This window comes from Blautia sp. NSJ-175 (genome assembly GCF_022867815.1).
GTDB classification, from domain to species: Bacteria; Bacillota; Clostridia; order Lachnospirales; family Lachnospiraceae; genus Blautia; species Blautia celeris.
Genome location: NZ_JALIFQ010000003.1, coordinates 332,998 through 345,052 on the forward strand (window position 1 = coordinate 332,998; position 12,055 = coordinate 345,052).

Here is a 12,055-nt window from a genome sequence, read left to right on the forward strand (position 1 = left end):
CCAATTTCTCCGTTCAATTTTCAAATTCAATGTCCTCTAACATGGCTTCAAAGACCTTAAAAACCGCATCGTATTCCGTATCGTCTTCCACGAACACGTAGCAGCCTTCTTCTTCGCCATCCTCTGAAATGTCCTTTAAAATATATGCTGCTGCCCCTTCATCGTCCGAATCGTCGGGATCCACTACCAGCAGATATACGCTTCCGTTCACTCTTGTCTGTTCCAGAATTCCTAACTCCAATTCTGTTCCGTCTTCTCCATCAAAAATAATTGTCTCCATACATTCTTCCTTTCTGTCGTTCTTTTTACGTGCATAAACGCCCAAACCCGGAAACGAGCCTTCTTTCCCTCAATAGTCCAAATACGGTATCAAGCTGAAATCAAACTGTACCCGGGTTTGCTTTTGCATCCAGATAGCCCTGCAAAATAAACACTGCAGCTATCATATCCACGTATTTACTTCTGTTCTCTCTGCGCACGCCGCTTTCCATGAGCGTACGGTTGGCCTCAACAGTAGTCAGCCTTTCATCCCACATGATCACAGGCAGTCCGCATCTTCTCTCCAGCATTTCCTTCAGCTCCAGAGACTTCTGCGCCCGTTCTCCTATGGTGTTATTCATGTTCTTGGGAAATCCAAGAACAATCTCTTCCACCTGATATTCGCTTACAAGCTCTTCAATCCGGCGAAGGGATTTTCTAAGTTTATTTTCATCTTCCCGACGGATAATTTCGATTCCCTGGGCAGTAAGACCCAGAGGGTCGCTGATCGCCACCCCTATTGTCTTAGAGCCATAGTCAAGTCCCATGATTCTCATCATCAGTCACGCTTCCAGGATTCGTTCTTGATATACTCCTTCAAAAGCTCCTCCACTAACTCATCACGCTCTACTTTCATAATGGTACTTCTGGCACCCTTGTAGCTGGTGATATAAGTCGGGTCGCCGGACATGATGTAACCAACGATCTGGTTTACCGGATTATATCCTTTCTCCGCCATAGCATTGTATACCAGGTCCAGAACTTCCTTTACCCGGACTTCCGGTTCTGTCTTCACTTTGAAATATTGAGTATTTCCTAAATTATTCTCCATAATCTCTCACGCCCTTATCTAAACTTGTAACTATTCGGGTTACCTATTCGGATCGCAACCGCCGGATAGTTCTCTAAACCATATCCTTATTCTAATATATCTTGGAGGGAAATTCAACCATTATATTGCGCAAATAAAAACGCCATCTTCGACAAATCCGCCAATTTTGCCAATTTTTATGCAATTCTCCAGGCTTTCTTTTGTCTCTGCTGCCACTTTCAAATACTCTCTGGTATGGCCGATCCAATATGTTTTACCATGGATCTGGGCCTGCTCCTCAAAGAGGATCTCCACTTCCCTGCCGAGATAATATTCCATAAATTTCTGTTTCTGCTGTTTTCCCAGCTCTATCAGCACATGACTTCTGGCTGTCTTTACCTGTTCCGGTATCTGTCCTTCCATGCGGTCAGCCCGGGTGCCCTCCCGTCTGGAATATTTGAAGATATGGGTCTCGTAAAAGCCCGTGCGCTCTATCATGTCTCTGGACTTTTCAAATTCTTCCTCTGACTCCTGGGGAAATCCCACGATCACATCCGTGGTGAGAGCCGGATGGTCAAAATATTTACGCAGAAGTGCACAGCCGTCCAGGTACTCTCCGGCAGTGTATCTCCTGTTCATACGTTTCAGGGTTTCATCGCAGCCGCTCTGCAGGGACAGATGGAAATGAGGACATATTTTAGATAAGCTGCTTATAGTTTTGACAAATTCTTCCGTAATAATACGGGGTTCTAAAGATCCCAGGCGAATTCTTTTCACTCCCTCGATCTCATGGACAGCCAGAATGAGCTGAAGAAGCGAATCACTGCAGTCCACACCGTAGGAACTCAGGTGGATGCCTGTGAGGACAAATTCCTGGTAGCCGTTCTTAACAAGCCGTTTCACCTCGTCTACGATCTCCTGCCTTTTCCGGCTTCTCACACGCCCCCTCACATAGGGGATAATACAGTAGCTGCAGAACTGATTGCATCCGTCCTGCACTTTCAGGTAAGCTCTGGTGTGCTCCCCTGTGGAGGAGAGCTTCAGTTCCTCATATGCCACCGGTTCTTTTAAGTCTATCAGTTCTTTTTCCTGGCCCTTTTCCCTGTCATACTGCTCTAATACAGCCAGCAGATCCTGTTTTTTGTTGTTTCCCAGCACAATATCAATGGCCTCATCTATCTGTGCCTCATCTTTTTTTGCCTGTACATAGCAGCCTGCTGCCACCACCACGGCATCCGGATTCATCTTCTTGGCCTTGTGGAGCATCTGCCTTGATTTCCTATCCGCAATGTTGGTGACCGTACAGGTATTGATGATATAAATGTCCGCCCCGGGCGCAAAAGGCACGATCTCATACCCTGCCTGTTCCAGCATCTGCTGCATGGCTTCTATCTCGTAAGCGTTGACTTTACAGCCCAAATTGTGCAATGCTACTTTTTTTTTCATTCTAAACCTCTTTATCGTGATAATTCGTTAAGCGTTTTGACGAATAGTTGTCATATTCTTTGTATTTTATTTCTCCCTTTTTTATATTGACTTTTTTTGCCATAAACGGTAACATAAGTCTTGTAAGAAGCAAAAAACGGAATAGGTAAGGGAGGATTTTTCCAATGAAAACAGTAAAAATTTCACTGAATTCTATCGACAAAGTAAAATCATTCGTGAATGAAATTACAAAATTTGATTATGATTTTGATTTAGTATCCGGAAGATACGTTATCGACGCTAAGTCCATCATGGGTATCTTCAGCTTAGATTTATCCAAAGCTATTGACTTGAACATCCATGCAGCTGATGGCGCTTTAGATGACATCTTAACTGTATTAAAACCATATTTAGTAGACTAATCGAGATTCATTCCGACAAAGCAACAGCCAGGACTGCCCGAGGGCAGTCCTTTTTTTCTGCTTATTTATTCACAGATGATCGTCTCTGCCGTTTGGATGGCTTCCTCCATCATCTCTTCTATCTTCTCCTGAAGTTTTTCCTCAGAACGCTTGATGACCTTCAGGCTCGGCTTTGTCACAGGATGTTTGGCCACGAAAATGGTACAGCAATCCTCATAGGGAAGGATGGAAGTCTCATATGTGTTGATCTTCAGAGCCACATCCACGATCTCCTGCTTGTCAAATCCGATCACCGGGCGGAATACAGGCATGATGCACACTTCATTTGTGGCTGCCAGGCTCTGCATGGTCTGACTTGCAACCTGTCCTATGCTCTCTCCGGTTATCAGTCCCAGACAGCCGTCCTTCTCCGCAAATGCCTCAGCGATCTTCATCATATAGCGGCGCATAATGATGGTCAGCTCCTCATGAGGGCACTTTTCATAAATATATAACTGAATATCCGTGAAATTGACCACATGCAGACGGATGGGGCCGCTGTAGCGTGCCACCAGTTTAGCCAGGTCCACAACCTTCTGTTTCGCGCGTTCGCTGGTGTACGGCGGCGCGTGGAAATACACAGCGTCAATCTTTACACCGCGTTTTGCGATCATATAGCCGGCCACCGGGCTGTCAATGCCGCCGGACAGAAGAAGCATGGCTCTGCCGCCGGTGCCCACAGGCATGCCGCCGGGTCCCGGGATCACCTGGGAATACAGATATATCTTATCCCTGATCTCCACATGGATAAACACATCCGGTTTGTGCACATCCACTTTCATATTGGGGCAGGCATCCAGGATCTCTCCGCCCAGCTCCGCATTCAGTTCCATGGAATTCATGGGATAACTCTTTTTCGTTCTCCTCACATCCATCTTAAAGGTCATGGTCTTATCACCGTAAACCTCCTGTGTGTAGGATACAACGGCCTTCGCCAGCTCCTCGTATCCCTGGTCCTGAAGCACAACAGCAGGACAGATGCCGAAGATACCGAACACCCGCTTCAGCGCCTCCACAGTCTCCTCATAATCATATTCTCCCCGGGCAAACACATAGATCCTGCCCCTCTCCTTCACCACGTCAAATTCTCCATCCACGCCCTTTAACACGTGGCGGATCTGGTCCACCAGAGCGTCCTCGAAGATATAGCGGTTCTTTCCCTTGATCGCTATCTCCGCGTATTTTATTAAAAATGCTTTATACATATTCTATTCCTTTCCTTTATCAGTGCCTTGCATACTTCCGGAGCACAGGCAGTACAGTTCTGATCTGCTCCAGTGTATAATCAAGCTCCTCTTTTGTGGTAAATTCACTGAGGCTGAAACGAATGGCCGATTCCCGCCGTTCCTGGTCGGCGGATATGGCTGTCATGGAGGCGCTTGCTGCCCGCTTGTGGCTGGAACAGGCACTTCCCGCAGATACATAGATTCCCTTGTCCTCCAGGGTGTGCAGCAGCACTTCGCTCCTCACGCCCAGAAAGCTGGCATTTATAATGTGAGGTGCCCCGTCCTTCGGCAGCGGCCCGTTGATAACCACCCGCTCCATTTCCGACAGGTTCTTTGCCAGATAAGTCTTAAGCGCTCTCAGCTTTTCCATTTTTTCCTCATGGTTCTCATAGACCATGCGTGCCGCAGTGCCAAGGCCCGCAATCCCCGGTACATTGTCTGTGCCGGAACGCATGCCCTTCTGCTGCCCGCCTCCCAGGATCATGGGATGGATCTTAACCTTTTCGCTGACATACAGGAATCCCACGCCCTTCGGCCCATGGATCTTATGGCTGCTCACAGAGAGCAGATCGATCCCCATACGCTTCGGATAGATCCTGTACTTTCCGTATCCCTGTATGGCATCCACATGGTATACGGTCTTCGGGTTCCTGTCATGTACCAGCTTAGCCACTGCCTCCACAGGCACAACCGCTCCCATCTCATTATTCACATACATGGTGGATACCAGGATCGTATCAGGGCGGATTGCTGCCTCCAGTTTTTCCAGGGACAGATTTCCTCTCTCATCCACCGGAATGACCGTGATCTCATACCCCTGTTCCTTCAGCCATTCCAGAGGGGCAGAGACTGCCGCGTGCTCAAAAGATGTGGTAATGATGTGCTTTCCCTGCCTGCAGTTGGCATACGCAGTACCCACAAGGGCCCAGTTGTCCGATTCTGTTCCACCGGAGGTGAAGAAAATCTCTTTTTCCTGTACTTTCAGGGTTTTGGCAATGGCGGAGGCTGCTTCCTTCACATACCGTTCCGCTTCCACGCCTTTTAAATGCATGGCTGATGGGTTGCCGTAATCCTCCATCATGGTTTTCACCACAATGTCCTTTACCTCTTCAAAACATTTTGTGGTGGCTGAGTTGTCCAGATACGCTTCCATTCTATTCCTCCAGTGCAAACATCAGGACAGAGAGGACGGTAAGCCCTGCTGTCTCTGTCCGCAGAATTCGTTTTCCCAGTGTGATGGCCCTGGCCCCCATGTCTGCCGCCATACGCACTTCTTCCTCGTCAAACCCGCCCTCCGGTCCGATAAAAATACCGATGGACTGGCCCGGTTCTATCTGATCAATGATCTTCTTTGTCTCTTTCATGTCTTTTGCCAGTTCGTAGGGCAGAAGCACCACGTCCAGCTCTTTCGCATGCTCTACGGCTTCGCTAAAACGCATCACATGTCTGACTTCCGGCACATACATACGTTTTGACTGCTTTGCCGCGCTCTCGGCAATGGCCTGCCAGCGGCGAATTTTATTTTCTTCTTTTTTTCCATCCAGCTTTACCACAGCGCGCCTGGTTGCCACGGGAATCACCTCATGGACTCCAAGCTCCACGGCCTTCTGGATGATCAGCTCCATCTTATCACCTTTTGGAAGCCCCTGAAACAGATAAATCCTGGAAGACAGCTCATATCCTGCCTCCTGCACATACATCACATGCGCCAGGACTTCCTTGTCACCCAGCTCCTCAATGTAGCAGGCATACTCCAGATCATCCCCTGAGCTTATGAGGATCTCCTCTCCTGTTTTCATGCGGAGCACATTTTTAATATGGTTTACATCACTGCCCAGGATGCGGATGGTGTGTTCCTCCACCTGGGACGGCTCTACGAAAAAACGGTACATGAAAACGCTCCTTATTTCTTTTGGGCAGTCACGGATACCCACTCGCCCTGGTGTGTCACCTCAAGGATCTCAAGGCCCGCATCCTTCACTGCCTTCACCACAGTTTCTTCCTTGTCATCAATGATACCCGATGTGATATAAATACCGCCCTTTTTCAGCTGGTTCAAAATGACCGGGGTGAGCGGCACCAGCACATCTGCCAGAATGTTGGCTGCCACAATATCGTATTTCTCATATCCCACCCTGTCCTGAATAGCTTTGTCATCAATGATGTTTCCGATCATCATGTCAAAGCTTGCAGCAGGGATACCATTTACTTCCTTATTCTCCTCCACAGCAGGTACTGCACATGGGTCCAGATCAGTTCCCACCGCGTGTTTGGCGCCCAGCTTTAAGGCCACAATGGACAGAATGCCGCTTCCCGTCCCCACATCCAGAAGCTCTGTCTCGGATGTCACATATTTCTTAAGCTGGCGGATGCAGAGCTGTGTCGTCTCATGCATGCCCGTTCCGAACGCGGTTCCCGGGTCAATATGGATGATCATGCGGTCCCTGTCCTCCTCCTTTACTTCCTCCCAGGAGGGAATGATCAGAATATCATCCACGTAAAACTGTTTGAAATACTGTTTCCAGTTGTTGATCCAGTCCTTGTCCTCTGTCTCGGATGTGGTGATGGTACCCTCACCGATATCCACGAAATTGCGGAGTTCTGACAGCTCGGCATTCACCTTCTCCAGCATTTCCTCTACATTTTCATCCTCATCCAGATAGAAATTCAGATATGCCACACCGTCATCCTCGGGCATATCCGGCAGGATGTCCACAAACATCTGCTTTTTATCCTCCTCTGTCAAAGGTTGTTTATCCTCTATCTCAGCACCCTGGATGCCGATATCCGCCAGTGTGGAGATAATGATGTCCTCCACGTCGGTCTTTGTTTTCAGTGTGAATTTATTCCATTTCATATATTATATTCTCCTTTCCTGCTGCCATCGCAGCCAGTGAAATCAATCTTGTCCTGCCTACACAAATAAAAATACCAGGGAGATCGTAACAGCCGAGAGCACAGTGGACAAAATGATCCCCTCGGATATGGCTGCGGTCTCTTTCCCGTACTGCTCGGCCATCATCATGGGCATATTAGCCACAGGCAGAGACATCATAAGTACAATGGATGCCCTCATAATATAATCCGGCAGCAGAGGTTTCAAAAGCAGGGCCAGGGCTATGGGCACTGCAAGAAAACGGATGGCTGTGAAAAGCAGAAGCCTCCTGTTCCTGAACACACTTCCCAGGTTCATTCCCACCAGGGACATACCGATCACCAGCAATGACAAAAGCGTACATGCATTGCCGCAGTAGTTTACCAGTGACTGCAGATCTGCCGGAATCCTGATATGGAACCAGTAGATAAAAAAGGCTGTGATGCAGGCAATAAAGCCGGGGCTGAAAATATCTGTCCAGGACTGTTCCACCCCTTCCACGCCTTTTTTCACCAGCATGATACCAAAGGTGAAGATCACCACATTGAACAGAAAGTTAAAGACGATCACATACACCATAGATTTAGGCCCCAGCACCGCGGAGGCCACAGGCAGCCCGATAAACCCAAGGTTGCCGAATACAGTCATCAGAATGTATGCCTCCTTCTGGGAGACAGGCACCCGCAGGATCTTCGTCAGAGCATATCCCAGTATGATGAGAAATGCAAAACAGAGAACGCCTATGAGGGCCACCAGGCCCACATCTTTTCTGGATATGGTGCTCAGGTCACTGAACATGCTGGATATGATCAAAGCCGGGGAGCAGAGGTTCAATACCAATGCTGACATGTCTTTGGATGCAGCGGAGGATATGATATGCTTTTTATACAGCAGAAACCCTGCCATAATCAACGCGAATATTATTATCATCTGCTTCATAACTACAAGACCGCTCATTTTTCCACACTCTCCGCTTTTGTTATCATTATAATTGTCTGTCGCTGTAATTGTCTGTTGTCCTGATAATTACATCCAATATTTCTATTATATATAAAAAATATGAGGAATGCAACGATAAAAGAAACGGAGAGCCAATATAAAAAAACAGAGACGCGGCCTCCGAAAAGGATCACATCTCTGTTTTTCTGATACAGCGAAGCAAAACTCCGCCTTTTTACTGACCTTTTTATGGGTCCTCTTATGCTTCCTCGTAGCTGACTTCCATATGGACTTTTCCGGATCTTTTGCGGAAAAACGCGTATGCAAGACCAAATACCAGTACCACTACATTGGCAACAAACTCCCACGGTTTCAGATCACTGAACAGAAGTGTTGTCTGCAGGATCAGGGAGATACCGCCTATTACAGCCCAGAACAGAAGCACACCGTTGCTTACATGGAACCTGGATTTGTTCCACACATCCGGAATCTTCTTGACCATATTGTAGGAGGTAAACGCCAGTATTGCGAAGAATACGTTGTTTAAGATAACTGCCATGTTGCCGATCGTGGAGATCGGAACATTGAACAGGATAACGATCACACACTCCAGGTAGAACATGGTGAGGATGACTGTAGGTGTTTTGTATTTCTTATGGATCGTAGCAACCTTAGGCGGGAACCATCCGTCAACTGCTGCCTGCAGGATCGGTTTTGTAACCCAGCCAAGTGCAGAGTTCAGGGTTGTGGACAGTGCGAACATGGCACCGCCGACAATAAAGAATACATGCAGCGGATACGGAAGCACTTCCGCGGATACCAGTGTCAGCGGCTGATTGGCAACTTCCGCTACCGGAAGAACGCCGGATGCAACCACTACCAGACCTGCATAGAATACAGCGATGATACAGGTAGCTACAATGATGACAAACGGAATATCCTTGGTGGGGTTCTTACACTCCGCGCCCAAATGGATGACAACGTTCGCTCCGCCTACGGCCCAGGTAAACAGGGCACCTGCGGACAACATGGATTTCACACCGTGGGTCATGAATTCCGGCTGTTCAAAATAAGTCGGAGTCACATGGGGCAGACCGAACACGATAAATGCTGTCAGGGCCAGAATCATGATCAGCATCATGGCGTTCTGCAGTTTGGCTGCTCCCTCAATTCCCATCAGGTTCGTGATATAGAAGACGGTCAGCACGATGAGTGCGATCAACTGGCGTACAAAGCCGTTGGAAGCCAGTGCCGGAATCAGGCCCAGCATATAATCCGCAAAGCTAAGCGCGTACATAGCCAGTGCCGTCCAGGACAGGATATGAACGATAACGAAAAATCCTGCGCTGACATCATTTCCGAGAAGTGCAAGCTGTGTGTAGAAACCGCCTCTCAGACGAACCGTACCTGCTACAAATATCAACGGAATATTGGTAAAAATAGTAAAAATAGCGGCGATCAGCATGGAAATGCTGGCTGACCTTCCTGTCATGGCAATACCGATACCTACCATGGCAAAAATACCGGAACCGATCGTCTGTCCGATACCAATGGACAGCAGTTCTTTTCTGCCTAATACCCTCTTTAGTTCTTTGGTTGAAGCAACTTCAGACATATATTCCCTCCTCTTTTATGCGCTAATATTGTATATAGACATAACTGCATCTGATTAAATCAAAAGATGCACAGACTCCCCCTGTACTGCCCGCCCCGGGGAATCTGCATTCCCCGGGAGACAGTGCATTAGAGAAGAGGTTATGTCTATGTCCTGCCGTTATGCGTATTTTCCTGCAAAATATCCGCCGCTTACTGCCTGCAGAATCTTGCCCGGTTTGATACAGTCACCTACTGTGATAAATTCCGCGTCGTTTGTACGGAGTTTCTCCACCTCATCGATCTTGGATCTCATGCCCACAGACAACAGAACCGTGTCTGCCGGATAGATGACCTCCTTGCCGTCTTTATCTTTTGCGTGTACACCGTCATCCTCAATGGAGGTAACTGTGACTTCTGTATACGGATGTAAATTCTCTGTGCGTTTTTCGTATTCCAGCATCATGGCTTTCAGATGCAGGATCGGTGCGTCCGGAGCCAGTTTATCCTGCATTTCCAGAACGGTCACATCCTTTCCTTCCATAGCCAGGGCCAGACCTTCCTCGCATCCCACAAGACCGCCGCCGATCACAACGACTTTCTCTCCGAATTTCAGGTCCGGGTCGCGAAGCTGTGTGACTTTTACTACATTTTCTCTGTCAACTCCCGGGATCCTTGGGATGATCGGTTCTGCGCCCACTGCGCAGACTACTGTATCCGGTGCGATCTCCCGGATCAACTCCGGTGTTGCAGTTGTATTCAGGCGTACCTGGATTGCTTTTCTCTCCACCATGCGAATCAGGTACTGCAGATAACTTCCAAGATCCTCTTTGAAGGAAACATCGTGGACAGCCACGTTGAGCATACCGCCGAGACGGTCCGCTTTCTCAACCAAAATAACTTCGTGTCCCTGCTCTTCCGCTTTCAGGGCTGCCTGCATACCGCCCGGGCCTCCGCCGATCACCAGCACTTTCTTAGGCTGCGGTTTTGGCTGGTACATACCTTCTTTTAAGTCACGTCCGACTTCCGGATTTACCACACACTGGGAAATGCCGGAGCACATATCTACATACGGAACGAAATCCAGAGACAGGCAGTGATTACATCTCACGCACGGGCGAACCTCATCGAAACGTCCTGCTTTTGCCTTGTTCGGGAATTCCGGATCTGCCAGGATCTGACGGCCTACATAGATCACGTCTGCCTTGCCGGATGCAATGATGTCTTCCATCTCTGCCGGATCAGACAGGGCACCTACCGTCGCGATGGGTGTCTTCACATGTTTCTTAATGGCCTCTGCCAGATATACATTGACACCGTGCGGCAAAAATGCGGACGGGAACATACGGCATCCGGAGTTCACGTCGCGGAAGGAAGTGGCGGATACATGGATCAGGTCCACTTTGCCGTCCAGCATTTTCGCAAATTCAATGGCATCCTCTATGCCGTAGCCGCCTTCCATGAATTCATCACCTGAGATACGGATCTCAATGGGGAAGTTCGGTCCCACGGCTTTGCGGATACGGTCAATGACCATAAGCGGGAATCTGGCGCGGTTTTCAATGGAACCGCCGTATTTGTCTGTTCTTGTATTGTACAGCGGGGATAAGAATTCACTGAGCAGCCAGCCATGGCCACCGTGGATCATGGCCATATCAAATCCGCCGAATTTTGCTACATAAGCGCCATGTGCAAAGGCATCTGCGATCTCATTCATGATGTCTTCGTCCATGGGTGTTACATCCACACCGTATACACCCGGCTGTGCACTTGGTCCGTAGATGATCCCGTTTGTGTACTGGGGATGGGCACGGGCACCGCTATGTAAAATTTCAATATTTGCCAGTGCGTTGTGCTGATGGATTCTGTCTGTCAGCTGCAGATGAGATGGCATAAATCCCTCGTTGTCCAGATTGCAGAGGTTTCCATGGGCACTTCCCGTGTGGGCGTGGACCAGAGTCTCACCTCTTGTAACAATGGCTGCACCGCCTTTTGCACGGTTTTCAAATGCGGCAAGGTTCTGCTCGGATAAGAAGCCGGATGTATTAGGCTCTGATCCCATGGGAGCAGTTGCGATACGGTTTTTCAGAGTTACGTTTCCGATTCGTAACGGGCTGAATAAATGTGGATAGTTAGTTGACATAATAGCACCTCATTCCTCTTTAATTGGTATATATTAATTGTTGTAATACCTTGTCAACCTTTCCGATTGGCTTATATTGATACTAGCACAATTTATAAGTATAATCAATATTTTTTTTATTATTTCAGCATTAAAGTTAATTTTACGCTCACTAATTTGTGCATTTTTCACAGTCACAATATATTTTAAATAAAATTAATATATTCCAATTATATTTTTAATATATTCCAATTCTCCATAAAGTCTTTAGTCTATACCAAATCTATTTTATAACCGCTTATATGTCCTACAACATGTATATTCCGTAATCTCCAAAAAAGAAGA

Annotated in this window: 12 protein-coding genes; 1 reads left to right on the top strand and 11 read right to left on the bottom strand. The window is 47.8% G+C overall.

Annotated elements, in window-relative coordinates; translation table 11 throughout:
• Positions 1–13 precede the first annotated feature (13 nt).
• The 4 genes from MUB35_RS07055 to mtaB all read right to left on the bottom strand — a co-directional run bounded on the left by MUB35_RS07055 (position 14) and on the right by mtaB (position 2,515).
• Positions 14–280 (bottom strand): DUF1292 domain-containing protein, encoded by a 267-nt coding sequence (locus MUB35_RS07055; protein WP_033142373.1) that lies wholly within the window; start codon positions 278–280, stop codon positions 14–16.
• A gap of 100 nt (positions 281–380) precedes the next feature.
• On the bottom strand, positions 381–815 hold the full coding sequence (gene ruvX, locus MUB35_RS07060; RefSeq protein WP_033142399.1) for a Holliday junction resolvase RuvX: 435 nt from the start codon (positions 813–815) through the stop codon (positions 381–383).
• A 2-nt stretch (positions 816–817) separates the two neighbouring features.
• Positions 818–1,090, bottom strand: a complete 273-nt coding sequence (locus MUB35_RS07065) for an IreB family regulatory phosphoprotein (RefSeq protein WP_018596061.1) — start codon at positions 1,088–1,090, stop codon at positions 818–820.
• A 120-nt stretch (positions 1,091–1,210) separates the two neighbouring features.
• Complete coding sequence (gene mtaB / locus MUB35_RS07070) at positions 1,211–2,515, bottom strand: tRNA (N(6)-L-threonylcarbamoyladenosine(37)-C(2))-methylthiotransferase MtaB (protein WP_033142372.1); 1,305 nt, start codon at positions 2,513–2,515, stop codon at positions 1,211–1,213.
• Positions 2,516–2,679: 164 nt separating this feature from the next.
• Here mtaB and MUB35_RS07075 point away from each other — a divergent pair, with 164 nt between their 5' ends.
• Positions 2,680–2,916, top strand: coding sequence for an HPr family phosphocarrier protein (locus MUB35_RS07075; RefSeq protein ID WP_018596059.1), 237 nt, complete (start codon positions 2,680–2,682; stop codon positions 2,914–2,916).
• 65 nt (positions 2,917–2,981) lie between these two features.
• Here the strand turns inward: MUB35_RS07075 and thiI are convergent, their stop codons facing one another.
• From thiI to MUB35_RS07110, 7 genes are all read right to left on the bottom strand, one after another.
• Entirely contained in the window at positions 2,982–4,160 is a 1,179-nt protein-coding gene (gene thiI, locus MUB35_RS07080; protein ID WP_033142371.1) for a tRNA uracil 4-sulfurtransferase ThiI, read from the bottom strand.
• A 19-nt stretch (positions 4,161–4,179) separates the two neighbouring features.
• Complete coding sequence (locus MUB35_RS07085) at positions 4,180–5,334, bottom strand: cysteine desulfurase family protein (RefSeq protein WP_033142370.1); 1,155 nt, start codon at positions 5,332–5,334, stop codon at positions 4,180–4,182.
• Between the two features lies 1 nt (position 5,335).
• A complete protein-coding gene (locus MUB35_RS07090) occupies positions 5,336–6,073 on the bottom strand; it encodes a 16S rRNA (uracil(1498)-N(3))-methyltransferase (RefSeq protein WP_033142369.1) in 738 nt (245 codons plus the stop codon).
• 11 nt (positions 6,074–6,084) lie between these two features.
• Entirely contained in the window at positions 6,085–7,038 is a 954-nt protein-coding gene (gene prmA / locus MUB35_RS07095) for a 50S ribosomal protein L11 methyltransferase (protein ID WP_033142368.1), read from the bottom strand.
• A gap of 57 nt (positions 7,039–7,095) precedes the next feature.
• The gene (locus tag MUB35_RS07100; RefSeq protein ID WP_033142367.1) at positions 7,096–8,013 is read right to left on the bottom strand and encodes an AEC family transporter; all 918 of its coding nucleotides are present in this window, start codon (positions 8,011–8,013) and stop codon (positions 7,096–7,098) included.
• 241 nt (positions 8,014–8,254) lie between these two features.
• Positions 8,255–9,610, bottom strand: a complete 1,356-nt coding sequence (locus MUB35_RS07105; protein WP_033142366.1) for an APC family permease — start codon at positions 9,608–9,610, stop codon at positions 8,255–8,257.
• A 159-nt stretch (positions 9,611–9,769) separates the two neighbouring features.
• Complete coding sequence (locus MUB35_RS07110) at positions 9,770–11,731, bottom strand: oxidoreductase (protein WP_033142365.1); 1,962 nt, start codon at positions 11,729–11,731, stop codon at positions 9,770–9,772.
• Positions 11,732–12,055 lie beyond the last annotated feature (324 nt).

Bases quoted from the DNA above. Each gene is read 5' to 3' on its own strand.
- MUB35_RS07055 (WP_033142373.1), bottom strand. From the start codon at position 280: ATGGAGACAATTATTTTTGATGGAGAAGACGGAACAGAATTGGAGTTA.
- ruvX (WP_033142399.1), bottom strand. From the start codon at position 815: ATGAGAATCATGGGACTTGACTATGGCTCTAAGACAATAGGGGTGGCG.
- MUB35_RS07065 (WP_018596061.1), bottom strand. From the start codon at position 1,090: ATGGAGAATAATTTAGGAAATACTCAATATTTCAAAGTGAAGACAGAA.
- mtaB (WP_033142372.1), bottom strand. From the start codon at position 2,515: ATGAAAAAAAAAGTAGCATTGCACAATTTGGGCTGTAAAGTCAACGCT.
- MUB35_RS07075 (WP_018596059.1), top strand. From the start codon at position 2,680: ATGAAAACAGTAAAAATTTCACTGAATTCTATCGACAAAGTAAAATCA.
- thiI (WP_033142371.1), bottom strand. From the start codon at position 4,160: ATGTATAAAGCATTTTTAATAAAATACGCGGAGATAGCGATCAAGGGA.
- MUB35_RS07085 (WP_033142370.1), bottom strand. From the start codon at position 5,334: ATGGAAGCGTATCTGGACAACTCAGCCACCACAAAATGTTTTGAAGAG.
- MUB35_RS07090 (WP_033142369.1), bottom strand. From the start codon at position 6,073: ATGTACCGTTTTTTCGTAGAGCCGTCCCAGGTGGAGGAACACACCATC.
- prmA (WP_033142368.1), bottom strand. From the start codon at position 7,038: ATGAAATGGAATAAATTCACACTGAAAACAAAGACCGACGTGGAGGAC.
- MUB35_RS07100 (WP_033142367.1), bottom strand. From the start codon at position 8,013: ATGAGCGGTCTTGTAGTTATGAAGCAGATGATAATAATATTCGCGTTG.
- MUB35_RS07105 (WP_033142366.1), bottom strand. From the start codon at position 9,610: ATGTCTGAAGTTGCTTCAACCAAAGAACTAAAGAGGGTATTAGGCAGA.
- MUB35_RS07110 (WP_033142365.1), bottom strand. From the start codon at position 11,731: ATGTCAACTAACTATCCACATTTATTCAGCCCGTTACGAATCGGAAAC.